The sequence below is a fragment of the Streptomyces sp. NPDC031554 genome, assembly GCF_055580685.1.
In genome coordinates this window covers 39,375-61,939 of record NZ_JBVIKX010000019.1, presented here as the reverse complement: position 1 = coordinate 61,939, position 22,565 = coordinate 39,375, and the positions used below count along the sequence as shown (strand labels likewise).

20 protein-coding genes and 1 pseudogene are annotated in these 22,565 nt (G+C 74.9%); 12 read left to right on the top strand and 9 right to left on the bottom strand.

The window, feature by feature from the left end; all coding sequences use genetic code 11:
- Positions 1–12: 12 nt before the first annotated feature.
- Complete coding sequence (gene paaK, locus ACZ5FU_RS33255) at positions 13–1,311, bottom strand: phenylacetate--CoA ligase PaaK (RefSeq protein WP_469047689.1); 1,299 nt, start codon at positions 1,309–1,311, stop codon at positions 13–15.
- A gap of 165 nt (positions 1,312–1,476) precedes the next feature.
- Here paaK and ACZ5FU_RS33250 point away from each other — a divergent pair, with 165 nt between their 5' ends.
- From ACZ5FU_RS33250 to ACZ5FU_RS33230, 5 genes and pseudogenes are all read left to right on the top strand, one after another.
- Positions 1,477–2,430, top strand: coding sequence for an alpha/beta fold hydrolase (locus tag ACZ5FU_RS33250; protein ID WP_469047688.1), 954 nt, complete (start codon positions 1,477–1,479; stop codon positions 2,428–2,430).
- Between the two features lie 82 nt (positions 2,431–2,512).
- A complete protein-coding gene (locus ACZ5FU_RS33245; protein ID WP_451530384.1) occupies positions 2,513–2,755 on the top strand; it encodes a DUF397 domain-containing protein in 243 nt (80 codons plus the stop codon).
- 206 nt (positions 2,756–2,961) lie between these two features.
- A pseudogene (locus ACZ5FU_RS33240) lies at positions 2,962–3,129 on the top strand (universal stress protein); the annotation flags it as partial.
- 41 nt (positions 3,130–3,170) lie between these two features.
- On the top strand, positions 3,171–3,770 hold the full coding sequence (locus ACZ5FU_RS33235) for a CGNR zinc finger domain-containing protein (protein ID WP_451530383.1): 600 nt from the start codon (positions 3,171–3,173) through the stop codon (positions 3,768–3,770).
- A 103-nt stretch (positions 3,771–3,873) separates the two neighbouring features.
- Positions 3,874–4,371: a hypothetical protein gene (locus ACZ5FU_RS33230; protein ID WP_401481367.1), complete on the top strand. Its 498-nt coding sequence runs from the start codon at positions 3,874–3,876 to the stop codon at positions 4,369–4,371.
- Between the two features lie 6 nt (positions 4,372–4,377).
- On the opposite strand, the gene ACZ5FU_RS33225 is transcribed toward ACZ5FU_RS33230, so the two are convergent.
- Together ACZ5FU_RS33225 and ACZ5FU_RS33220 are read right to left on the bottom strand one after the other, a co-directional pair.
- The gene (locus ACZ5FU_RS33225; RefSeq protein WP_469047687.1) at positions 4,378–6,348 is read right to left on the bottom strand and encodes an N-acetylmuramoyl-L-alanine amidase; all 1,971 of its coding nucleotides are present in this window, start codon (positions 6,346–6,348) and stop codon (positions 4,378–4,380) included.
- Positions 6,349–6,681: 333 nt separating this feature from the next.
- On the bottom strand, positions 6,682–7,827 hold the full coding sequence (locus tag ACZ5FU_RS33220; RefSeq protein ID WP_451530381.1) for an aminoglycoside phosphotransferase family protein: 1,146 nt from the start codon (positions 7,825–7,827) through the stop codon (positions 6,682–6,684).
- Between ACZ5FU_RS33220 and ACZ5FU_RS33215 the strand changes: the two genes are divergently transcribed.
- Both ACZ5FU_RS33215 and ACZ5FU_RS33210 read left to right on the top strand, forming a co-directional pair.
- Positions 7,826–8,002 carry a hypothetical protein gene (locus tag ACZ5FU_RS33215; RefSeq protein WP_469047685.1) on the top strand — a complete coding sequence of 59 codons (177 nt, stop codon included), beginning with the start codon at positions 7,826–7,828 and terminating at the stop codon, positions 8,000–8,002. The genes ACZ5FU_RS33220 and ACZ5FU_RS33215 overlap by 2 nt on opposite strands.
- Positions 8,003–8,059: 57 nt before the next feature.
- Positions 8,060–9,565 (top strand): DNA-binding protein NsdB, encoded by a 1,506-nt coding sequence (locus ACZ5FU_RS33210; protein WP_469047684.1) that lies wholly within the window; start codon positions 8,060–8,062, stop codon positions 9,563–9,565.
- A 21-nt stretch (positions 9,566–9,586) separates the two neighbouring features.
- Here ACZ5FU_RS33210 and ACZ5FU_RS33205 read toward each other — a convergent pair whose 3' ends face one another.
- The gene (locus tag ACZ5FU_RS33205) at positions 9,587–10,939 is read right to left on the bottom strand and encodes a PP2C family protein-serine/threonine phosphatase (protein WP_469047683.1); all 1,353 of its coding nucleotides are present in this window, start codon (positions 10,937–10,939) and stop codon (positions 9,587–9,589) included.
- Between the two features lie 414 nt (positions 10,940–11,353).
- On the opposite strand from ACZ5FU_RS33205, the gene ACZ5FU_RS33200 reads away from it, so the two are divergent.
- A complete protein-coding gene (locus ACZ5FU_RS33200; RefSeq protein WP_468839610.1) occupies positions 11,354–11,776 on the top strand; it encodes an SsgA family sporulation/cell division regulator in 423 nt (140 codons plus the stop codon).
- A 13-nt stretch (positions 11,777–11,789) separates the two neighbouring features.
- On the opposite strand, the gene ACZ5FU_RS33195 is transcribed toward ACZ5FU_RS33200, so the two are convergent.
- Both ACZ5FU_RS33195 and ACZ5FU_RS33190 read right to left on the bottom strand, forming a co-directional pair.
- Positions 11,790–12,821, bottom strand: a complete 1,032-nt coding sequence (locus tag ACZ5FU_RS33195) for a Gfo/Idh/MocA family protein (RefSeq protein WP_469047682.1) — start codon at positions 12,819–12,821, stop codon at positions 11,790–11,792.
- Between the two features lie 58 nt (positions 12,822–12,879).
- Complete coding sequence (locus ACZ5FU_RS33190) at positions 12,880–13,974, bottom strand: baeRF3 domain-containing protein (protein WP_469047680.1); 1,095 nt, start codon at positions 13,972–13,974, stop codon at positions 12,880–12,882.
- Between the two features lie 258 nt (positions 13,975–14,232).
- Here ACZ5FU_RS33190 and ACZ5FU_RS33185 point away from each other — a divergent pair, with 258 nt between their 5' ends.
- A complete protein-coding gene (locus ACZ5FU_RS33185; protein WP_451530374.1) occupies positions 14,233–15,048 on the top strand; it encodes an alpha/beta fold hydrolase in 816 nt (271 codons plus the stop codon).
- Between the two features lie 15 nt (positions 15,049–15,063).
- Here ACZ5FU_RS33185 and ACZ5FU_RS33180 read toward each other — a convergent pair whose 3' ends face one another.
- Together ACZ5FU_RS33180 and ACZ5FU_RS33175 are read right to left on the bottom strand one after the other, a co-directional pair.
- Positions 15,064–16,518: a glutamate synthase-related protein gene (locus ACZ5FU_RS33180; protein ID WP_451530373.1), complete on the bottom strand. Its 1,455-nt coding sequence runs from the start codon at positions 16,516–16,518 to the stop codon at positions 15,064–15,066.
- Complete coding sequence (locus tag ACZ5FU_RS33175; RefSeq protein WP_451530372.1) at positions 16,519–18,141, bottom strand: alpha/beta hydrolase; 1,623 nt, start codon at positions 18,139–18,141, stop codon at positions 16,519–16,521.
- Positions 18,142–18,406: 265 nt separating this feature from the next.
- Here ACZ5FU_RS33175 and ACZ5FU_RS33170 point away from each other — a divergent pair, with 265 nt between their 5' ends.
- From ACZ5FU_RS33170 to ACZ5FU_RS33160, 3 genes are all read left to right on the top strand, one after another.
- Positions 18,407–19,087 carry a chaplin gene (locus ACZ5FU_RS33170; protein WP_469047678.1) on the top strand — a complete coding sequence of 227 codons (681 nt, stop codon included), beginning with the start codon at positions 18,407–18,409 and terminating at the stop codon, positions 19,085–19,087.
- 54 nt (positions 19,088–19,141) lie between these two features.
- Complete coding sequence (locus tag ACZ5FU_RS33165; RefSeq protein WP_451530370.1) at positions 19,142–19,936, top strand: GNAT family N-acetyltransferase; 795 nt, start codon at positions 19,142–19,144, stop codon at positions 19,934–19,936.
- A 380-nt stretch (positions 19,937–20,316) separates the two neighbouring features.
- Complete coding sequence (locus tag ACZ5FU_RS33160; protein ID WP_451530369.1) at positions 20,317–22,029, top strand: alpha/beta hydrolase; 1,713 nt, start codon at positions 20,317–20,319, stop codon at positions 22,027–22,029.
- A gap of 87 nt (positions 22,030–22,116) precedes the next feature.
- Here the strand turns inward: ACZ5FU_RS33160 and ACZ5FU_RS33155 are convergent, their stop codons facing one another.
- Positions 22,117–22,557, bottom strand: coding sequence for an SPW repeat protein (locus tag ACZ5FU_RS33155; protein WP_451530368.1), 441 nt, complete (start codon positions 22,555–22,557; stop codon positions 22,117–22,119).
- Positions 22,558–22,565 lie beyond the last annotated feature (8 nt).

Genomic DNA, 22,565 nt, shown 5'->3' with positions numbered 1-22,565 from the left:
CGCGCGGGGCGCCTACCCGTGCGGACGCAGGTCGACGATCCGGCGGATCTTGCCCACCGACCGCTCCAGCGACTCCGGGTCCACGACCTCGACGGCGACCGACACCCCGACCCCGTCCTTCACGGCCGCGGCGATCGAGCGGGCGGCCGCGTCACGGTCCCGGGGCGAGGCGTCGGGGCGGGCCTCGGCACGGACCGTGAGGGCGTCGAGACGGCCCTCGCGGGTCAGCCGCAGCTGGAAGTGCGGGGCGACACCGGGGGTGCGCAGCACGATCTCCTCGATCTGGGTGGGGAAGAGGTTCACCCCGCGCAGGATCACCATGTCGTCACTGCGGCCCGTCACCTTCCGCATCCGCCGGAACTCCCGTGCCGTGCCCGGCAGCAGCCGGGTCAGGTCCCTGGTCCGGTACCGCACCACGGGCATCGCCTCCTTGGTGAGCGAGGTGAACACCAGCTCGCCCTCCTCGCCCTCCGGCAGCACCTCGCCGGTGATCGGGTCGACGACCTCCGGGTAGAAGTGGTCCTCCCAGATGTGCAGACCGTCCTTGGTCTCCACGCACTCCTGGGCGACGCCGGGGCCGATCACCTCCGACAGCCCGTATATGTCGACCGCGTCGATCGCGAACCGTTCCTCGATCTCCCGGCGCATCTCCTCCGTCCACGGCTCGGCGCCGAAGATCCCCACTCGCAGGGAGGTGCCGCGGGGATCGACGCCCTGCCGCTCGAACTCGTCGAGCAGTGTGAGCATGTAGGACGGGGTCACCATGATGATCCCCGGCTTCAGGTCCTGGATCAGCCGGACCTGACGCGACGTCATGCCGCCGGAGGCGGGGACGACCGTGCAGCCGAGCCGTTCGGCGCCGTAGTGGGCGCCGAGGCCGCCGGTGAACAGGCCGTAGCCGTACGCCACGTGGACCGTGTCGCCGGGGCGTCCGCCCGCCGCCCGGATCGAGCGGGCCACCACGTCGGCCCACAGGGACAGGTCGTTCTCCGTGTACCCGACGACGGTGGGGCGGCCGGTGGTGCCGCTGGAGGCGTGGACGCGCCGGATCCGCTCGCGCGGCACGGCGAACATCCCGTACGGGTAGTTCTCGCGCAGATCCGCCTTGGTGGTGAACGGGAACCGGGAGAGGTCGGCGAGTTCCCGGCAGTCGTCGGGGTGGACCCCCATCTTGTCGAACGCCTCCCGGTAGAAGGGGACATGGGCGTACGCGTGTCGCAACGAGGCGCGCAGACGCTCCAGCTGGAGGGCGCGCAGCGCGTCCAGGCCGAGCCGTTCGCCCTCGTCCCACAGGTCCCTCGCATCCACCACGGACGCCTCCTCGCCAACCGTGCCCGTCCGGACGACCGACCATTCGGTCGTCATCTCCCCGGCCATTGATCCAGACGCACGCCGGTGAGGCAAGGGGCCGGGCCGTACTTCCGGGACCCGCGGAACCCCGTTGCGCCCGGACCGGTCGGCGCCGAGGATCCGGTCATGCCGATCTTCGCCGCACCCGACGGGACCCCGCTCGCCCACCACGTCCGGGGCGAGGGCGAACCCCTCGTCGTCCTGCCCGGCGGCCCCATGCAGGCCTCGAAGTACCTCGGCGACCTCGGCGGCCTCACCGCCCACCGCCGCCTGATCCTGCTCGACCTGCGCGGCACCGGCGCCTCCTCGGCCCCGGCCGACCCGGCGACGTACCGCTGCGACCGGCAGGTCGAGGACGTGGAGGCGCTCCGTGTCCATCTGGGCCTCGAACGGATGGACATCCTGGCCCACTCGGCGGGCGGCAGCCTCGCCCTGCTCTACGCGGCCCGCCACCCCCGACGCGTGGCCCGGCTCGTCCTCGTGACCGTCGTTCCGCGGCTCCTGGGCCGGTCGGCCGAGCCCGCGGAACGGCTGGCGGCGGCGCGGCTGCGCGCGGACGAGCCGTGGTTCACGACGGCCTTCCCCACCTTCGAGACCTGGGTGACCGCCGGTGAGGCCGCCGACCTCACGGCCGTCGACGCCTTCTTCTACGGCCGCTGGGACGACACCGCCCGCGCCCACGCGGCCGCCACGGACGAGCAGACCGACGAGGAGGCGGAGGGCCGCTTCCACGACCCGGCCGCCTACGACCCGCCCGCCCTGCGGGCCGCCCTCGCCGGCGTCGACGCCCCGGTGCTCGTGCTCGCGGGCGAACTGGACGGCGGCCCCCGTCCGGAACCGGCCCGGCTCGTCGCCGACGCCTTCCCGAACGCCGCTTTCGCCGTACAGCCCGGCGCCGCCCACTACCCGTGGCTGGACGACCCGATGTGGTTCACCGCCCGCGTCGAGGCCTTCCTGGCCGGTGACGGGACACCTCCGGCCGCCGCGGAACAGCCCCGCGGGAGCCTCGGGCACGCCCATGGCGGCGAGCCGGGTCCTTCTCCCCGCGGGCTTCCCCCGACGGTGCCGCCGCGGTCCTGAAAGGTCCCCCTCGCGTGCTCTGTCGGCGCCGGGAGCCGGTCGCTAGGCTGACCGCGGACGACGAACCGGGAGGAGCACGGACGTGGCCGAGAGCACGATCCAGCAGCAGCCGCTCGCGAGCTGGGACAAGCCGGAGCTGGACCTCAGCAACGCCGAGTGGCGGTCCAGCAGCCGGGGCCGGGGTGATGTCCAGATCGCCTTCGTCGAGGGATTCGTCGCGATGCGCAACAGCGGCCGCCCCGAGAGCCCTTCCCTGATCTTCACACCCGCCGAGTGGGGCGCGTTCGTGTCGGGGGCGCGCGAGGGGGAGTTCGACCTGACCTGAGGACGGCCGGCCGCGCCGGGCGGCCGACCGCGCCGGGCCGCCGGGGCCTCCGCCCGTTCTGCCGCCCCGCCCGCTCCATGACCCCGCCCGCCCGCGGGACGGGCCGTCCAGGGAGCCGCCGAGCCCGGCCCGACGGCCGGATCATTCCCCCGTCGGGCCGGACCGGCGGTGTCATCCCTCGTTTTCCGGACATGCGACCGGGAAGAGCCGGCCGGCTCGTCGCCGCCTCCCGGGACGCCGAACCGGTCGTGGTGGGCCGCCATCGCCGGCGCCTGCTCGCGCCCACCCGCATGCTGGGCTCCGTCACCCACGCCGTCCTGCTGCACGCGGCGAGCCCGGTGGCGGTGGTGCCACCGGGGCCCGCGGAGGAATGACCACCCCCGCCGGCCGTCGCCGGCGGCCTATCATCGGCCGCATGCAGGACGCGCTCCCCGCCTACGGCCGCCTCGCCCTCGACCTCGCGCTGACCGTCCGGCACGACGGTCACGGCGGGGTCGCCGACGACCTCGCCGACCCCGCGGGACTCACCGCCTGGGTCCGCGCCCGTGCCGACGCCCTCGCGGTCGACCCGGGCTACACCGCCGACGCCCGGGACCTCACCGCCGTACGCGACCTGCGCGCCGCCGTCCGGACCCTGTTCGCGCACGCCGTGCGCCCCGCCGCGCCGAGCCCCGCCGACGCGGCCCGGCTGCTGTCCGTGGCCGAGGCCCTGCACCGCCTCAACACGGCCGCCGCCCGGCTGCCCACGGTCCCCGTCCTGCACTGGACCGACGGCGCCGGTCCGCGTGCCGGCCGGCGGCCCGTGCCGGGCGGCGACGGCCTGGACGCCGCCCTCGCCCAGGCCGTGATCGCCTTCCTGGCCGGCCCGGACCGGCAGCGCCTGCGCGCCTGCCACGCCCCGCGCTGCGTCCGCTACTTCCTCAAGGACCACCCGCGCCAGGAGTGGTGCGGGCCGTCCTGCGGGAACCGCGCCCGGGTGGCCCGCCACCACGAACGCCACAGGCAGGCCTCGTAGCCCGAAAGGCCCCGCACCCCCGGGCGGGGGCCGCGCGCGACCGCTCCGGACGGGCGACCGGCCGCAGGACGCCGACCGCCCCCCGTACCCGTACCATGGCCCCATGTCGTTCCTCCGCCGCCGCAGCGCCACGCCCGCCGGGCCCGACTTCGACGTCCTGGCCATGGACCCGGGCGACTGGCCCGGCAACCTCGGCGCCGGCCTGCTGCCCGCCCCCGACGGCACGTGCCAGGGCGTCTTCCTGCGCTACGACCTCTTCGGCGGCCGCGGCCCCGCGATGATCATCGGCAACCTCCCCGAGGGCTCCCCGGCCCGCGAGGTCGCCCGGGACGAGGTTCCCTTCGAGGTGGCCCAACTGCTGCTCGCGCTGGAGAACGAGGAGGAGGTGACCGTCGTCGGCACCGAGGACATGCCGGTGATGCAGGGCGACAACCTCCTCATCGTGCGCCGCCTCAAGCTCTCCGAGAGCCGCATCTCCTGCGTGCAGTTCGACCGCAGCGACAACGTCCTGGTGACCATCGCCGCCTGGGACCGCCCCATCACCGACGACCTGTACGCCCTGCTGAAGCCGCTCCCGGCGGAGCTTTTCCAGCAGGGCTGACCGGACCTACGGAGTCGACACCCGTACGTCCGCGGCCCGGACGAACGCCACCCGGTGGCCGTACTGGATCTCGTAGTACAGGTCCTCGCCGACGACCACCCGGTGCGAGTCGGCGGTGAAGTCGACCGCGTAGTAGTACTCGCCGGGCACCTTGCCGCCGGCCACGTACTTCTGTCCCGCCGGCAGCCGGTACGGCAGCGGCGACACCGACTGGACGGGCACGCCCGCCGGATAGGCCGCCGCCTCCGGGTAGGCGCGCCCGTAGACCGGCACGCTCTCCACGCCGTCCTTCGGGGTCACCAGCAGCGCCTTGGCGGGCACGGCCGCCGGCCGCGCCGCGGGGTTGCGGAACCAGGCCTTCTGGCCCAGGTACCAGATCGCCGTCCAGTCGCCGAAGCGGTCGGCGACCGCGTACTGCTGGCCGGTGGAGACCCGTGAGGAGATGTCGTTCACGCCCGTCGTCGGGGTCGTGCCCAGGCCGACGTCCGTGATCAGGGCGGAGTTCTCGTCGTGGTCGGAGTACAGCCGCACCGCGCTCGACCCGTGCGCCGCGCACGGCTCGCCCTCGGCCGTGCAACCGGTGTACACCGGCCGGTTGGCGGAGTGGTCCGGCAGGATCGTCACCGCCCCGGCCTTCTTGCCGGCCGTGGCCTCGAAGGGCCGGCCCAACAGCTCGAAGTAGTGCCGCCAGTCCCAGTACGGTCCCGGGTCGGTGTGCATGCCCGGCACGGTCGCCGTGGTCGGGCCGGGCACGGTGTCGTGCCCCAGGATGTGCTGCCGGTCCAGCGGGATGCCGTACTTCTTCGCCAGGTACGTCACCAGGCGCGCCGACGACCGGTACATCGCCTCGGTGTACCAGGAGTCCGGGAAGGCGAGGAAGCCCTCGTGCTCCAGGCCGATCGACGTGGCGTTGACGTACCAGTTGCCCGCGTGCCAGGCCACGTCCTTCGCCTTCACGTGCTGGGCGATGTGGCCGTCGGTGGAGCGCAGCGAGTACTGCCAGGACACGTAGGTGGGGTCCTGGACCAGGTTCAGGACCCCCTCCCAGCCGCCCTCGGTGTCGTGCACGACGATGTACTTGATGCTCTGCGACGCCGGGCGGTCGCCCAGGTCGTGGTTGCCGTAGTCGTCGTCGCCGAACTGTTCGTACGGCGCCGGGATCCACTCGCAGGACACCGACCCCGGGCACTCGGTGCCGTCCGCGGCCGCCGCGCGCAGACCGGTCCGCCGCAGCTGCCCCGTGTCGGGCGCCAGTCCCGGCCGCGCGGCCAGCGCCACCCGCTGGCCGGCGTCCGTGGTCCGCTCCTCACCGGCGCGGATCACGGCGTACACGTCGTCGGCGTACCGGGCGGCCGTCGTGGTGTCGTCGGCGCCGGAGAAACGCGCCACGGCGCCGTACCAGTCGGCCGGATCGTCGGTCAGCGGCTCGCCCAGGTCCCGCTGCGCGGCGGCGAGCAGGGCGGCGCCGCCGGCCACGTTGGCGGCCGGGTCGGTGCGCAGTTCCCCGGGGCTCAGTCCGGTCAGCTCCGCGGCCTCGGGGAGCGTCCTGAGGCGGGCCGGGATCCCGGTGCCGGCCGGGAGGGCCGCCTTCGGGCGCAGGGCGGCGCGGGCGTCGTCGCCGCGCGGGTCCTCCGTGCCCTCGCTGTGGTGCGGGGCGGTGGCCAGGGCGGTGCGGGCGTCCGTGAGGTGCATCGGACCGTAGCCGCCGGTCACGCTCGGCGCGCCGCCGTGCGCGTCCCAGCGGGACTGGAGGTAGGAGACGCCCAGCAGCACGCTCTGCGGCACGTCGTACGCGGCGGACGCGGCGGCGAACGCCTGCTGCAGTCCCGTCGCCGACCGGTCCGCGGCGCCCGGTGCGGGGGACGCGGCGAGCAGCGGGAACAGCAGAGCCGCCGAGGCGACGGCGCCGGCGGCTCTGCGGGCGCGTGCGGCACCGGGGGTGCGCACGGGTCCTGGGTGGGTGAGGGATCCTCGCAATGCGGCCTCCTGGGACGAGCGGGCGGGGCGGGGCGTGCGGGGCCGGACGTGACTTACGTGGTACCGGCCTGCCGACGATCCGTCAATCATGCCCACAACAGGCCGATCTCCCATGTCAGCGAGGGCCGGGCGAGTTTCGTGGCGGGTGGCTTCACCGCCTGCGGTCCGTCACCGGCGCACACCGACGGCTCCGGTGCGAGGACGGCCGGCGCACGAAGGTCCGTGGTGCGCCGGAGCAGCGGCGCACCACGGACCTCCCTCCTCGACGGGGGCGGACCGGCGGGTGCGGACCGGCACGGGCCGCTCCGTGCCGGGCCGTCGGCGCGGAGCCGGTCAGCGGGTGCCGACCGCCGCCCGGACGGCCCGCCGGGCCATCTGGCAGTCGTCGTGCAGCCGCCGCAGCAGCAACCGCTGCTCCTCGCCGGACGGCACGGCGCCCGGGTGGGCCGCGGGCCCTGGAGCCGCGGGTGCCGCGTCGTGCATCGAACGCTGCACGGCCATCTCGTAGGTGCGGATCTCCCGGGTCAGCACCAGCATCAGGTTGACCAGGAAGGCGTCGCGCGAGGCCGGGCCCGCCGACTGGGCGATCTGGCTGATCTGGCGGCGTGCCGTCGGCGCCTCACCGAGGACGGCCCACAGGGTCGCCAGGTCGTAGCCCGGCAGGTACCAGCCCGCGTGCTCCCAGTCCACCAGCACGGGACCGGCCGGCGACAGGAGCATGTTGGACAGCAGGGCGTCGCCGTGGCAGAACTGGCCCATGCCCTGCCGGCCCGCGGTCGTCGCGATGCCGTGCAGCAGCTTCTGGAGGTCCCCCAGGTCCCGGTCGGTCAGCAGACCCAGCTCGTGGTAGCGGGAGATCCGGGCCGCGTAGTCCAGCGGGGCGTCGAAGGTGCCGGCCGGGGGCCGCCAGGAGTTGAGACGGCAGACCGCGCCGAGCGCCGCCCGGACGTCCGCGCGGGGCGGGGCCTCCACGGGATGCCGCTGCAGGGCCGCCACGCGTCCCGGCGTCCGTTCGATGACGAGGGTGCAGTTGTCCGGGTCCGCCGCGATCAGTCTCGGCGCCCGCACAGGGGGGCGGTGCCGGACGAACGTGCGGTACGCAGCTATTTCGTGCCGGATCCGCTCCGCCCACGCGGGGGAGTGGTCCAGTAAACACTTGGCGACGGCCGTGCTGCGCCCGGTCGTGCCGACCAGGAGCACGGAGCGGCCGTTGCGGCGCAGCACCTGCACGGGCGCGAACTCCGGGCAGATCCGGTGCACCGAGGCGATCGCCGTGCGCAGTTGGGCGCCCTGCGGGCCGGACAGGTCGAGTCTCCCGCTGAGGGGCTGCGTGCCGAGCCCCGCGGGGCGCCGGGCGCCGCGGCCCGCGCCGAGCACGGGAGGTGCCGGCCGGAGGGGGTCGAGGTAGGGGCCGCCGCCGCCCGGGCGGGAGTGCGGCGACCGGGGCGGGGCGGACACGGAGGACGATGCTGCGTACATGGGCGAAACAGATCCCTTCGTGTGCCTGCTGCGTCGACGCGCCGCCCGGCCCGGCCTCCCGGGTGCACCCTGGGGAATGTCCCTCGGCGACCGGGTCGGGATGGCGCACTCCTACCTGACACCTGTCGCCCAGTGGCACACCATCTGGCGCACCCTGGCGAACCCTGGCGAATAGTCGCCCGGCAACTTGCGCGGGGCTACTGTCAACTCAGCCGAGAACCTGGGGGCTTACGTGAGCGGACAACCCAACACCCGCCTGGCGGACCTGTTCGGCCTGGCCGGCTGGTCCAAAGGGGAACTCGCGAGGCTGGTCAACCGGCAGGCGGCGGCCATGGGCCACCCCCAGCTGTCGACCGACACCTCCCGGGTGCGGCGGTGGATCGACATGGGAGAGATCCCGCGCGATCCCGTGCCGCGGGTGCTGGCTGCCCTGTTCACCGAGCGTCTCGGCCGTGTCGTGACCATCGAGGACCTCGGTCTGGTCCGGCACGGGCGTGCGGGGAAACGGCCACGCGACGGGAGTGCGGAGCACCCCGACGGCGTGCCGTGGGCGCCCGAACGGACTGCCGCGGTCCTCACCGAATTCACGGGAATGGACCTCATGCTCAACCGACGCGGCTTGGTGGGCGCGGGTGCCGCGCTCGCCGCGGGATCAGCACTCAGCACAGCCATGTACGACTGGCTGCACACCGACCCCACCCTCTCCCCCCTCTCCGCCGACACCTCCGTCGTCGATCACCCCCTCCTGCACGCCGACTCCGCCGGCTTCGACCGTTACGAGGCCGCCCCCGTCGGTACGGAGGAGGTCGACGAACTGGAGCGCTCGGTGGAGGTGTTCCGGGCCTGGGACGCCGCCCGTGGCGGCGGACTCCAGCGCAAGGCCGTGGTGGGCCAGCTCAACGAGGTGGGCGGCATGCTCGCCTACCGTCACCCGTCCCATCTCCAGCGGCGCCTGTGGGGCGTCGCCGCCAACCTCGCCGTGCTCGCGGGCTGGATGTCGCACGACGTCGGCCTCGAACCCACGGCCCAGAAGTACTTCGTGATCGCCGCCCATGCCGCGCGGGAGGGCGGCGACCGGCCCCGGGCGGGGGAGGCCCTGTCCAGGGCGGCCCGTCAGATGGTGCACCTGGGCCGGCCCGACGAGGCCCTGGACCTGATGAAGCTCGCCCAGTCCGGCTCCGGTGACGCGGTGCTGCCGCGGACGCGGGCGATGTTCCACACCGTCGAGGCCTGGGCCCAGGCCTCGATGGGCAAGGGGCAGGCCATGCGCCGCACGCTCGGGCAGGCGGAGGACCTGTTCGTCTCCGGCCGGATCGACGCGCAGACACCGTCCTGGATGCAGACCTTCAAGGACGAGGACCTGTACGGCATGCAGGCCCTGGCCTACCGCACGCTCGCCGAGTTCGAGCCGGGGGCGGCCGTGCACGCCCAGTACTACGCGGAGAAGGCCCTCGCCCTGCGCGTCGACGGGCGGGAGCGGTCGAAGATCTTCGACCACCTGTCCATGGCCTCGGCCTGCTTCATCGCGGACGACCCCGAACAGGCGGACCGGTACGCGCGGTTGGCCCTGATGTCGATGGGGTCGAACTCCTCCCGGCGCACCTGGGACAGGCTGCGCGAGATGTACCGGCTCACCGCCGAGTACGCGAACTACCCGCGGATCAGCGAACTGCGCGAGGAGATCCGGCAGGCGCTGCCGAAGCCGAGGGGAGGCAGGAACAACACCGCTCGGGCATAGGGGAGTCGCCGGTCCGTCGGCTCATCGGGTGACCCGGGCGACGAGCACGCGGGCGCCGTCGCCGCACTCCCGCGCGATCAGCCGGGCACAGTCCTGTGCCGTGCGCAGGTCGGCGAGGCGGGGGGCCAGTGCCAGGAGGCGATCGGTGCCGTCGGGGGCCGGCCCGCCGGTGTGCAGCACGAGCACGTCGCCCTCCCGCAGGGCCGCCTCGCCCCGCCGGGGGGCACTGCCGGGCGGGGCGCCGTCCGGTGCGTCCAGCCGGCGCCCCCTCCCGGCGCGGAACAGCAGCGGGGCGGGGTGTCCGGCCCGTGCCCACGCCAGGGTGCGGGTCGTGGGCCGGTAGCGGCAGTACACGGTGGAGCACCGGACCGGCGGGTCGTCGGCGCTCAGCAACCGGCCGAGCCAGGACAGCAGTCGGTCCGGGCCGGCGCCGGACATCGCCATGCCGCGCAGGGCGCCGAGCGTCGTCGCCGGGGTGGCGGTGGTGTCCGGTCCGTGCCCGGTGAGTGTGCCGGTGCCCAACAGGGTGTCGCCGTCCGGTAGTTCCAGGACGTCGCACCAGCCGCCGTCGACCGGGGAACCCGTCGTGGCGGGCAGGTGCCGGGCGGCGATGTCGAGGGTGCCGGTGGTGCGCGGGAGCCGCGGGGAGCCGTGCGGGGAGGGCGGCGCGGTCTCCGGCGGCGCGATCTCCGGCGGCCCGGCCGCGGGCCGGTGCGCGGCCGGCGCCGGGTGCCGTCGCAGGTGGAGCGAGTCACGGGTGGCGCGCACCGCCCGCCGGCTGCGGCGCAGTTCGCTGACGTCCCGCACCACGGCCCACATCGAGGTGGTGCCGCCGCGGGCGTCGAGCACGGGCTCGCCCATCATGTGCACGGTCCTGACCTCGCCGTCCGGCCGGACGATCCGGAACTCGCCGTCGATGGGGGCGGCGTCGACGAGGCAGCCGGTGACCATGGCGGTCAGGTGCGGGCGGTCCTCGTCGAGGACGAGGGACGGGAGTTCGTCGAGGGTGAGCGGCGGGGCGGCGGGGTCGCGGCCGACGATGCCGTACAGCTCCGGGGACCAGACGGCCTCGTCGGTCAGCAGGTTCCACTCCGCGCTGCCGACCCGGCCGAGCGCGGACTCGAACGGGGCGGGGGGCGGCGGGCCGTCCCGCAGCTGCGCCAGGTGCGCGTCGAGGTCCTCGAGCTGGTGCAGTGCCAGGTCGCACAGCGCGCGCTGCCAGCGTCCCCGCGGGTCCGAGGCGTCGTCCTGCGCGTCCTCCCGCACGGCGTCCACGTCGCCCTTGAGGCGTCGCGCCTGCGTGATCAGCGCGTCGACCCGGCCGCGTCCCGGCGGCCGGGCGGCGGGACGGTCCGCGGAGAGAGGGGACGGCATGACGCACTCCGATGGGGGACGGGGCGGCCGCACTGACGAAGGGGCCGTTACGACTGTGGCACAGCCCGCGACGCGGTGTAAGGGATTTGGCAACACACGATCCGGTGATGCGTCCGGCATATGCCACCGTCTTCAACGGCAGCTCGGAGGGTGCCGATGACGTACGCCGCCACGGGGTCGGGACGTAGACGGCGTACGCGACTTGAGTGACTTCCGGGGGGCACGCGGAGGTGATCACCCGGGTGTTCGACGGTCGCGTGTTCCGCGTGGGGGCCGGGAAACGGCGACGGGCGGGGGTCCCGTGACGCAGGTCACAATAATTCACGCGGCTTTCCCGTAATGCGATCGGCCTCAGCGAAGTCCTACAAGCACACACCGGAAACGGCCGACCACTCACCGCCGCGGAGACCGCCCATGGATCCCGTCCACGTCACCGTCGAACAGCCCGCCCGCGCCCGGCTCGTCACCGCCGAGGAGCGGGAACTGCCCGTCCCCACGACGCTGCGCTACACCTCCGCCGACCCCCTCGCCGTGCACCTCGACTTCCCGCCGGAGGTCTCCCTCCAGGGCGAGGCGGTCACCTGGACGTTCGGCCGCGCGCTGCTGGAGGAGGGACTGGAGGGACCGGCCGGCGACGGTGACGTGCACATCTGGCCGTGCGGCCGGTTCCGCACGGTCGTGGAGTTCCACTCGCCGTTCGGGCTCGCCCTGCTGCAGTTCGACACGGCCGCGCTGCGCCGCTTCCTGCTGCGCAGCCACGCCGTGGTCCCCGCGGGCCGGGAGGACGTCGGCGCGGCCGTCGAGGAGGGCCTGCACGCCCTGCTCGGCAACGTGTGAGACCGCCCCGGCGTCAGCCGTACAGGGCCGGGCGCGGGGCGAGGTCGACGGCCACGCGCGTGCCGGCCGTACCGGCCGTGCTCGCGTCGAGTGCCCGCACCCCGGCATCGGCGACGACGGAGGCCGCGTAACCGTCCCAGGCGGTCGGGCCGGTGACCCGGCCCCGCCGGGCGGCGTCCACCCAGGCCTGCACCTCGCGGTCGTAGGCGTCGGCGAACCGGACGAGATAGTCCTGCGGCACGTCCGTGCCGGCCGAACCGCGCGCGGTGACCAGCGGCCCGTGGTCGTCGCCGACGCGCGCGCTGCCCGCCTCGCACACGGCCTCGCACCGCACCTGGTAGCCGAAGCCGCAGTTCACGAAGACCTCCACGTCGACCAGGGCGCCGCCGTCGGTCTCGAAGACCACGAACTGGGGATCCAGCAGGCCCTGCGGGGCGCCGGACGACGGCCGGGGCCGCAGCACCGTGACCGCGGTCAGCTCCTGGCCGAGCAGCCAGCGGGCCGCGTCGATCTCGTGCGACACCGAGCTGTCGATCAGCATGGCGCTGGTGAAACCGGGCGGCGAGGAGACGTTGCGGTGGGTGCAGTGCAGCATCAGGGGCCGGCCGAGCCGCCCGTCCGCCAGCAGCCTCCTGAGCCCGCGGTACCCGGCGTCGTAGCGCCGCATGAACCCGATCTGGGCGAGCCGCCGGCCGAGCCGGGCCTCCGCCTCCAGCACCCGCAGCGCCCCGGCCGGGTCCGGCACCATGGGCTTCTCGCACAGCACCGGAAGGCCGCGGGCGAACGCCGCCAGCAGCGCCTCCTCGTGCGCGGGACCCGGCGAGGCGATCAGGACGGCCTCCACGCCGGGCGCGTCGAGCGCGGCCTCGGCCGCGGTGTGCACCGAGGCCCCCTCGACACCGGCGACGGCCTCCCGCGCACGGTCGGCGTCCGGATCGGCCACGGCGGCGACCCTGGCTCCGCTCACCACGCGGTCGAGACGGCGTATGTGGTCGGCGCCCATGTGCCCGGCACCCAGCACCGCCACGCCCAGCAGTTCACCCACGCACGCGCTCCTCCCGGCCGACGATCACGCGTAGCGTACGCCGACCGGGTGAGGGGTCTCAGTAGCGCAGCACGCCCGCGATGCCGTCGGCGTCGGTCAGGGTGCCGTCCGGGACGAAGCGGACCTCGGCGCCCGTCTCCAGGCACTGCTCGACGATCTCGTCCACGATGTCGTCGCGGGAGTCGAGGTCGCCGCTCTCGGCCGGGATCAGGTGCTCGCCGTCGTCGCGGACGGTGACGCGGTAGTTCTCCTCCACGGCGAGCAGGCGGACCCGGCCCTCGCGGGCGTTCTGCCACAGCTCGTCGACCCCGGCCGCGAAGGTGCGCCGGCCGCGGGCGGAGTCCAGTTCCTCCGCCACGGCGGTGGTGTCCCGGTGGGCCTCGGCCTCGTGCACCGGACGGACCGCCTCCCACACCGTCTCCGGGGTGGCGTTGGTGAGACCGCCGTGCGGCACGTGCACGGCGTCGCGGGTGCCTCCGCCGATCTCCTCCAGGAGGGAGAGCGCCGCCGTCTCGCCGGTGACGTAGAGCCGGCGCGGGGCCTCGCGCAGCAGCCGGCCCATGGCGGTGTCGGCGTCGCGCAGGAAGCGGCGGGTGTCCTCGTCGCGGAAGGTGCTGGGCAGGTCGCCGGTGCGTTCCATCCGCTCGGCGTCGAAGTTCTCCCGGTTCCTGACCAGCGGGAAGCCGTGGGAGTTCTCCTCGGTGACCCGGCCGGCGCCGCCGTTCCACAGGGTGACGCGGTCGGCGGAGAGCGACAGCACCCAGAACGGCCGCTCGGCGGCCTGCGCCGAGACGAGGTTGCGGGTGAGGAAGGTGTCCGAGAGGACGACGCGTTCCGGGACGGGGCGGCCCAGCGACCACACCTGGTGCTCACCCGGTGCGGCGAAGATCGCCAGGCCGTCCTCGGTGTACGTCAGGTCGACCTCCGCGAGGGCCCGGTCGAGTTGTTCCGCCACGTCCGCGCGCCGTTCCCGGGTGACCGCCGGATCGGCCTCCAGCTGCTTCTTGGCCTCGGCCACGACATTGCGCAGCCGGACCCGGTCCTGGCTGTTGTAGGGCTCGCGGCGATGCGTCGGCGTCAGCACGGACACCGCGGGGTAGGGCCGCGGGCGGCGCAGTTCGGAGAGGGTCGCGGGGCTCAGTTCGTGCTCCATACGAGCACGATAGGGCCGAATCGGAGGTACGGCATTTGGGGCAACGGAACGGGGTAATGCGGGGCGGGGTCTCCCGAGTTCGCCGGGAGGCCGGGCGGGGCCCGGCCACCCGGACGCGCCCCCGGCCGGAACGCCGCCCCCGCCGGTTCCGGGCCCGTCCCCGGCTCCCCCGGGGGCCGACGGTGACGCCGCCCCCGTCGGCCGGTTACGGTACGCGTCAGTAACCGGAGGACCGGACGCACCCGCGGGGAGACGCCCATGCCGCAGCTCGAAGTCGACGGCGCAGCACTGACGTACGACGACGAGGGACCCCGCGACGGCGGCGGGGTGCCCCTGGTGTTCGTCCACGGCTGGACGGCGAACCGGCACCGCTGGGACCACCAGACGGCGCACTTCTCGGCGTCGCGCAGGGTGATCCGGCTCGATCTGCGCGGGCACGGCGACAGCACCGGGGCGGGCGTGCGGACGATCCGGCACCTGGCGGACGACGTCCTCGCCCTCCTCGACCACCTGGAGGTCGGGCGGTTCGTGCTGATCGGCCACTCCATGGGCGGCATGATCGCGCAGACCGTCGCCCTCGACACTCCCGAGCGCGTCGAACGCCTGGTGCTGGTGAACTCCATCGGCCGGATGACGTACAACCGGGGCAGGGGCCTGCTGATGGCCGCCTCCACCCTCGTGCCGTACAAGCTGTTCGTCGCCGCCAACATCCAGCGCGCCTTCGCGCCCGGCCACCCGCGCGAGGAGGTCCGCGCCTGTGTCAGGTCCTCCGCGGACACCCCGCGCGAGGTGGTCATGACCCTGTACGGGGCCATGCGGGCGTTCGACGTCCTGGACCGGGCCGCGGAGATCCGCACGCCGACCCTGATGGTCCACGGCTACCACGACGCCCAGCTCCCGGTGAAGCAGATGCTGCGGCTGGCGAAGGCCTGCCCGGACGCCACCGTCCGCATCCTCGACGCGGGCCACGAACTGCCCCTGGAGAAGCCGGCCGAACTGACCGCGGCCATCGACGCCTTCGTGACCGTCCCGCCCGTGACCGTCCCGCCGGCCCCGACGGCCACCGCCGGCTGAACCGGTGGCCACGCCCTAGCCGAAAGCGTCCGGGTCCGCCGCCTTCCAGTCCGCCGCCCAGGACTCCGGCGGCCCGGACAGCAGCGCTCCCGGCTCCAGCCACTCGTACAGCTCCGCGTAGGACCGGAGCGTCCCCGGCGCCGTCCGCCGCACCAGATGGGCGGGTGTGAGCCCGGCCGGTTCCCGGACGCCCAGCGCGGCCATGACCCGCACGGCGTCGCGGACCGTCTCGCGCTGGTAGCGGTGCACCCGCCGGGCCTTGTCGGCCACGTCCAGGGCGCGCGTCCGCAGCGGGTCCTGCGTCGCGACGCCGACCGGGCAGGTGCCGGCGGCGCACCGGCCGGTCCGCACACAGCCGACGGCCCGCATCATCGCGCGCGCCGCGTTGGTGAAGTCGGCGCCCTGGGCGAGCCGCCGGACCACGTCCGTGCCCGTGGCCACCCGGCCGCTCGCCCCGATCCGGACCCGGTCCCGCAGCCCCGCGCCGACCAGCGCGTTGTGCACGGTGATCAGCCCCTCGGTGAGCGGCAGCCCGACCTCGCCGGCGTACGGCGGCGCCGCGCCGGAGCCGCCCTCCGACCCGTCCACCACCACGAAGTCGGGCGCGACGCCCTCCGCGACCATCGCCCGGCACACCGAGAGGAACTCCCGGCGCGAGCCCACGCACAGCTTGAGACCGGTCGGCTTGCCGCCCGCCAGCTCCCGCAGCCGCGCCAGGAACAGCACCAGCTCCCGCGGCGTGGCGAACTCCCGGTGCCCCGGCGGCGACACCACCGGTTCGCCCACCGGCACCTTGCGCTCCCGCGCGACCGGGGCGCTCACCTTCGCGCCCGGCAGCAGCGCGCCGCCGCCCGGCACGGCCCCCTGCGACAGCTTCAGCGACACGCACCGCACCTCGGGCAGCGCCGCCTTGTCCGCGAACTCCCGCGCGTCGAAACCCCCGTCGTCGGTCCGGCAGCCGAAGTAGCCCGTCCCGATCTCCCAGACCAGGTCGCCGCCGCCGCGCAGATGGTGCTCGGTCAGCCCGCCCTCGCCCGTGTCCTGCGCGAACCCGCCCAGCGCGGCGCCCCGGTTGAGGGCCCGCACCGCCCGGGACGAGAGCGCCCCGAAGCTCATCGCGGACACGTTCAGCAGCGCCATGTCGTACGGCAGCCGGCAGTCGGGGCCGCCCACCCGCACCACGGGCGTCTCCTCGGGCGGTTCGACCGGGCCGAGCGACGACACCAGGAACTCGTCCCCGGCGCCGGCCGGTTCGGCGCCGCCGCGCCGGGGCACCCACGGCAGCCGCCCCGTGAGGGGGTACGCCCGCAGCAGCGAGTCCCGGCGCTGCATCAGGTCGCGGACGCCCACACAGGTGAGCAGCAGCAGCGGCCCGGCCGCCGACCACCACCACGCCGGACCGGCGCACGCGGCGAGCACCGCGCCCACCGCGCCGACGGCGGCCAGCAGCAGGGGCAGGTGGCGGCCCACTCAGTCGTCCTCGTCGGCCCCGCAGGAGCTGCCGCTCGGCGGGAGGGAGCCGTACAGGAGGAAGTCGTCGACCTTGCGGTGCACGCACTTCGACGAGCCGTACCCCGTGTGCCCCTCGGCGCGGTTGTCCAGCACCACGGCCGACGGCCCGAGCCGCTCCGCCGTCTCCAGGGTCCAGTGGTACGGCGTCGCCGGGTCCCCGCGGGTGCCGACCAGCAGCATCTTCGGGGTGTCGAGGTCCTTCACCTCGTCGCGTATGTAGTCCGTGCCCGGGGGGCGGCCGTAGCACATCAGGACCTGGGTGAGCCGGTACCGCCCGAAGACCGGCGACGCCTCCTCGTAGTCGGCGCGCAGCCGCTTCAGGTCGGCGGTGATCCGCTCGGCGGTGGGGCGGTCGGGGTCGTCGGCGCAGTTGATCGCCATCAGCGCCGCCGGCAGGTTGTCCAGGGGGATCTCCTCCTCGTCGACCAGCCCCCCGCTCGGGTCGCCGTCTCCCGGGTCCCCGTTCCCCGGGTTCCCCGGACCGCGCACCGGCGGGGACAGGCCGCCGGTCGCGAACGCCATGACGCCGCTGGTGTCCCCGTTCTCGACGAGCTGTGCCAGCGCCCGCTCCAGGGACGGCCACAACTCCTTGCTGTACAGCCCCTGTCCGAGGGCGCCCACCAGGTCCTGCCCGGTGAACGCCTCGCCGAAGTCGGTCGGCACCGGGTCCTCGTCCATGGACCGGACGAGCCGCAGCACCTCCTCGCGGGCGGTGCGCGCGTCCTGTCCGAACGGACAGGCGATGTCCTTCACGCACCAGTCCACGAAGTCGTCCAGCGCCACCTGCTGGCCCCGGGCGCTCGCGACGCCCTGTTCGGCGAGCGGCTCGGTGAGCGTGTCCACGCCGTCCAGGACGAGCCGTCCCACCCGGTGGGGGAACTGGGCGGCGTACACCGCGCCGAGCCGGGTGCCGTAGGAGAAGCCCAGGTAGTTGAGCTTCTCGTCGCCGAGGGCCGCGCGGATCACGTCCATGTCCCGCGCCGCGTCCACCGTGCCGATGTGCGGCAGGACCGGACCGGAGTGCTCTGCGCACGCGGCGGCGGCCTTCTTCAGCCGTGCCAGCAGCTCCTGCGGATCACCGAGGGCCTCCGGGGCGTTATCCAGGGCCGCGTACGCGTCGTTCTTGGCGCCCCCGCAGCTGACCGGGGAGGAACGGCCGACCCCCCGCGGGTCGAAGGTCACCACGTCGTAGCCGTCGGTGAGGTCCATGAACTCCTTGCCGCCGTAAGCGAGTCCGGGAACACCCGGGCCACCGGGGCCGCCGAAGTTCAGCAGGACGGACCCGCGCTTGTCGCCGGTGGCGCGGTACCGGGCGAGCGCCAGGTCCAGGGTGGCGCCGTCGGGGCGCGCGTAGTCGACGGGGACGGTCGCCTCGGCGCACTGGAGGTCGTCGGGCATGCCGTCGCCCGTGCACTTCGTCCACCTGATCTTCTGGTCGTGGAACCGGGACAGGTCCGCCGTACGGCCGCCGTCCGGGTCCGTGGTCGCCGTGGGCAGCGCCGGGACGAGCAGGGCCAAGGTGGCGACGGCGGCGAGCGCGCCGCGTCGCAGTGCGGGTCGCGTCGACAGCTTGACCAGCATCAATGCCTCCCAGACGCCTCGCAGCGGACCGGGGACCGGTGCCCCGGCCCACGATAGGCGGGCTCCCCGGGACGCGCCTTCCGGGCGTCGGACGGGCCCCGCGCGAGAACCGTCCGGCGGGCGCCGCTCGGGTGCCGGTCCGCCCGTTCGAGAAGAGTGACACCCGTTGGGGTGAAAGACCGTTTGGCCATAACTCGCACGCTTCCGTCGCGTTCTACGGGGTGGCGGGCGAGTGCCCGCGACCATGTCTGGAAGGCAGGGACCCATGAGACGGGTTACCCGAAACGGTGTGATCGCCGTCGCCGCCGCCTCGAGCGCGCTGGCCGTAGCCGCACCCGCGTTCGCCGGCTCCGCGGCGGACGGAACCGCGGCGGACTCGCCCGGGCTGATCTCCGGCAACAGCGTCCAGCTGCCGGTGCACGTGCCGCTGAACCTGTGCGGGAACACCGTGAACGTGGTGGGGGTGCTCAACCCCGCCGTCGGCAACACGTGCGTCAACGCGGACTCGGCCGCCGCCCCCGCGAAGGCCGGCGGCGGCACGCGCTCCCACGGGGGCGCCGGTTCCCACGGCGGCGCGACCGCCCACGGGGGTACGCGGAACTCACCCGGTGTCCTCTCCGGCAACGGCGTCCAGTTGCCGGTCCAGCTCCCGGTGAACGTGAGCGGCAACAGCGTCGACGTCGTCGGCGTCGGCAACCCGGCGTTCGACAACACGTCCGTCAACGTCTCGGACGAGGAGCCACCGCCCCCCGCCGAGCCGGAGCCGGACCAGCCGGTACGGCACACCCCGCCGGCCGCGTCCCCCGCCGACCCGGCCCCGCGGACCCCCTCCGCCCTCGCCCACACGGGCGCCGACGCCACCGCCCCCGCTCTCGCGGGCGCCGCCGCGCTGGTCCTCGGCGGAGCGGTCCTCTACCGCCGGTCCCGGCCCCGCGCGGAGCGCTGACCGGCCGCCGGTAATTCCGTTGATCACATGGGGGCCTCCTGCTGGAGTGTCCCCATGGACAACGCCGCGGTACTCGCCCTGTACGACCGGGACATGCGCGAGGGCGCGCTCCCCGAGAGCCCCGGCGCACGCGTCGAACGCGTCGGGCGGGTGGTCCGCCACGTCGGCTCCGAGGGCGGCTGGAACGGCGTCGTGTGGTCCGGTCTGGACGCCGCGGACGCCGACGCGGCGATCGCCGAGCAGGTCGCGTACTTCCGCGGGCTCGGCCGGGACTTCGAGTGGAAGCTCTACGGGCACGACCGGCCCGCCGACCTGGGACGCCGGCTCGTGGCGGCCGGGTTCGTGCCCGAGCCGGAGGAGACCCTGATGATCGGGGAGACCGCCGGTCAGCTCGTGGCGGCCGGCCTGCCCGAGGGCGTCCGCATCGTTCCCGTCACCGACCGGGCGGGCGTCGACCTGATGGCCGAGGCGAACGAGCGGGCGTTCGGCAAGGACGCCGGCTGGCTGCGGGACCTGATGCGGGACCGCCTCGCCACGGACCCGGACAACGTCGTCGCCCTCGTCGTCCTCGCCGGTGACGAACCGGTCAGCTCGGCCCGCATGGAACTCGTCCCCGGCACCCGGTTCGCCGGTCTGTGGGGCGGCGGCACCGCCGAGGCCTGGCGCGGCCGCGGCATCTACCGGGCCCTGGTCGCCCACCGCGCCCGCGTCGCCGCCGACCGCGGCTACCGCTACCTCCAGGTCGACGCCTCCGACCAGAGCCGGCCCATCCTCCAGCGCCTCGGCTTCGCGCCCCTGACCACGACGACGCCGTACGTGTACGACCCCCACCGGGCCCAGGCGAATTGATCACGGGCGCCGTCGACACCGGCGACCGGCCGCCGCCCCGTCGGCTCGCCCCGCACCGTGGCGGACCGGATCGACCGGCCGCGCCCGGCGGGCATCGGCGTCGTCCGGCTCGACACGCCGGTGGGGACCGATGAGGACCGCTCGCCGCGACGTGAGGTGGCGGGCCTGCCGCGGACCGGGCGGGAGCAGCGGCGCCGGAGGCGGCGACCGCCGCCTCCGCGGCCACCGTTCGCGAGGGGCCGCCGGCACCGGCGCCCGCGGGGCCGCCGCACCCGTTCGGACGCGTGTCGGTTGCCCGGGGGCCGGCCCGCCGGTGGTATGGCTGCGGGGCCGCTGCCACAGGGCCCGGCTCCCGTCAGCCGTCAGGGAAGGGCCCGCCCATGCCACGGACCGTCGTACGGACACCGCTCGGAGGGGCCGCCGCGGCGGCCGGAGCGCTGGTGATGCTGCTGGGGACGGCCGCCCCGGCGTCCGCGGGCGGTCCGGGCGGTGACGCCGGCGTCGTCCTGCGCTGGAAGCCCTGCGAGGGCGAGGCGCAGGCCCGGTTCGAGTGCGCGGTGGCGAACGTGCCGCTCGACCACACCCGTCCCGGGCACCGCACCATCGAGCTGGCCGTCATCCGGCACCGCGCCGCGAAACCGGTGGGGAAGGCCGGCACGCTGTTCTTCAACCCCGGCGGTCCGGGCGGCCCGGGCACCGTCGGGCTGCCGGAACTGTACGAGAAGTTCCCCCGCGCGCTGCGCGACCGCTACGACATCGTCAGCTGGGACCCGCGGGGTGTCGGCGAGAGCACGGCCGTGCGCTGCTTCGCCACCGCCCGGGAGGCCGCCGCACGGCAGGCCGAAGTGCCCCCGTTCCCGGTGGGGGAGCGGGAGCGGCGCGCGTTCACCGCCGCGTACGCCGACCTCGCGCGGCGCTGCGAGCGGCGCGACCCGGAGCTGCTGCGCCACGTCTCCACCGCCGACACCGCCCGCGACCTGGAGCTGCTGCGCCGCGCGACGGGGCAGGAACGGCTGGACTACTGGGGCGTCTCCTACGGCACGCTGCTCGGCGCGACCTACGCGAACCTGTTCCCCGGGCGGGTCGGCCGCCTGGTGCTCGACGGGAACGTGGACCCGCGGGCGTGGACGGACCGGGACGCCGCCGGCGAGCCCGAACGGAACACCTTCCTGCGGCTCGGCTCCCACGTGGGCTCGGCCGACACGCTGGAGCAGTTCCTCGACCACTGCGGCCGGGCGCCCGTGACGGAGTGCGTGTTCTCGGCGGGCGGCCCGGCGGCCACCCGGGCCAAGTACCGCTCCCTGCTGCGGCGCCTGGCGGAGCGGCCGGTCGGGAGGTGGACGTACGCGCGGACGGTGAGCGAGGTGCGCGGCGGGCTCTACACCGTGCACCCCGGCTGGGCCGGGATCGCGGACACGCTCCAGGGGCTGTGGGACGGCCGGGCGCCCGTCGAAGCGGGCACCACGGCGGCGGAACCGGCGCGGTACCCCGGCTTCGAGCAGTCGCTCGCGGTGCTGTGCGCGGAGAGCCCCAACCCGCGCTCGCCGGAGCGCTATCCGGCCCTGGAACGACGGGCGGTGGCGGAGGCCGGCGCGCTCGGCAGCTGGTGGGCCTGGGCCAACGAGCCGTGTGCCGGGTGGCCGGCCCGGGCGGCGCGGCCGTACACCGGCCCGTGGGACCGCCCGACCGCCCACCCGGTGCTGGTGGTCAACTCCACCCACGACCCCTCGACCCCGTACCGGTCGGGCCGCGCGATGGCCGCGGAGCTGGGCGACGCGCGCCTGCTGACGCTCGACGGGTACGGGCACACCGCGCTGGACAACCCCAGCGCCTGTGTGGGGCGGCACGTGGTGCGCTACTTCCTGACCGGCGCGCTGCCGCCGGTGGGCGCGCGCTGCACCCAGGACCTCCCGCCGTTCGTCGAGCGGGTCCCGCAGCCCACGGCGCCGGCCGCCTCGGCCGGTACGCCGACGAGGACCGGGCCGCCGACAGGGCAGCCGGAGCCGCTGCTGCCGGCGTACGCCGTCTGGCCGCCGGAGATCGTCTCGGGCCTGCTGCCGCCGCACGCCGCGGCGGAGGGCGGCCGCCGCTGACGTGCGGCCGGGCCGGGCCGGGCCGCCCGCACGGCGGAAGGCGGCCCGGCCGGACCGCCTTCCTGCCTCCTCGTCGTGCCGCGGGCGTCACGCGCGGGGAACGCTCTTCGCCGCCGTGCCGGCGCACATCAGCCCGAGGACCAGCGCCAGTGCCCCGATGATGATGTTGTTGACGGCGACACCGGCGTCCGGGCTGTCGCCGACGACCCACGGGGCGACGATCATCCACACGCCGAGCGCGCACATGGCCCAGCTCAGTCCGTACATACGGGCCGGAGCCGCGGTGAAGCCGAGCGCGAGCAGACCGATCGCTATGCCGACGATCAGGTTGTGCGTCACGAGCGCGGGCTGGCCGGCGGTGTAGTGGAGTATCCACGGGGACACGGCGCAGTACAGACCGAGCAGGAAGACCGGTCCGTCGACGAGCGCCACATCGCGAGCACCGAGCATGCGGTCGTACCGAGTCCGCATCTCGGGAACATCCGGGTGAGTCGACATGTCGCTTCTTGAGTGCGAGACGTTGGCCATGACCCATC

Coding starts and splice junctions, on each gene's coding strand:
- ACZ5FU_RS33250 (WP_469047688.1), top strand. CDS start 1,477: ATGCCGATCTTCGCCGCACCCGACGGGACCCCGCTCGCCCACCACGTC.
- ACZ5FU_RS33235 (WP_451530383.1), top strand. CDS start 3,171: ATGCAGGACGCGCTCCCCGCCTACGGCCGCCTCGCCCTCGACCTCGCG.
- ACZ5FU_RS33230 (WP_401481367.1), top strand. CDS start 3,874: ATGTCGTTCCTCCGCCGCCGCAGCGCCACGCCCGCCGGGCCCGACTTC.
- ACZ5FU_RS33215 (WP_469047685.1), top strand. CDS start 7,826: ATGGGCGAAACAGATCCCTTCGTGTGCCTGCTGCGTCGACGCGCCGCC.
- ACZ5FU_RS33220 (WP_451530381.1), bottom strand. CDS start 7,827: ATGTACGCAGCATCGTCCTCCGTGTCCGCCCCGCCCCGGTCGCCGCAC.
- ACZ5FU_RS33205 (WP_469047683.1), bottom strand. CDS start 10,939: ATGCCGTCCCCTCTCTCCGCGGACCGTCCCGCCGCCCGGCCGCCGGGA.
- ACZ5FU_RS33200 (WP_468839610.1), top strand. CDS start 11,354: ATGGATCCCGTCCACGTCACCGTCGAACAGCCCGCCCGCGCCCGGCTC.
- ACZ5FU_RS33190 (WP_469047680.1), bottom strand. CDS start 13,974: ATGGAGCACGAACTGAGCCCCGCGACCCTCTCCGAACTGCGCCGCCCG.
- ACZ5FU_RS33185 (WP_451530374.1), top strand. CDS start 14,233: ATGCCGCAGCTCGAAGTCGACGGCGCAGCACTGACGTACGACGACGAG.
- ACZ5FU_RS33175 (WP_451530372.1), bottom strand. CDS start 18,141: ATGCTGGTCAAGCTGTCGACGCGACCCGCACTGCGACGCGGCGCGCTC.
- ACZ5FU_RS33170 (WP_469047678.1), top strand. CDS start 18,407: ATGAGACGGGTTACCCGAAACGGTGTGATCGCCGTCGCCGCCGCCTCG.
- ACZ5FU_RS33165 (WP_451530370.1), top strand. CDS start 19,142: ATGGACAACGCCGCGGTACTCGCCCTGTACGACCGGGACATGCGCGAG.
- ACZ5FU_RS33160 (WP_451530369.1), top strand. CDS start 20,317: ATGCCACGGACCGTCGTACGGACACCGCTCGGAGGGGCCGCCGCGGCG.
- ACZ5FU_RS33155 (WP_451530368.1), bottom strand. CDS start 22,557: ATGGCCAACGTCTCGCACTCAAGAAGCGACATGTCGACTCACCCGGAT.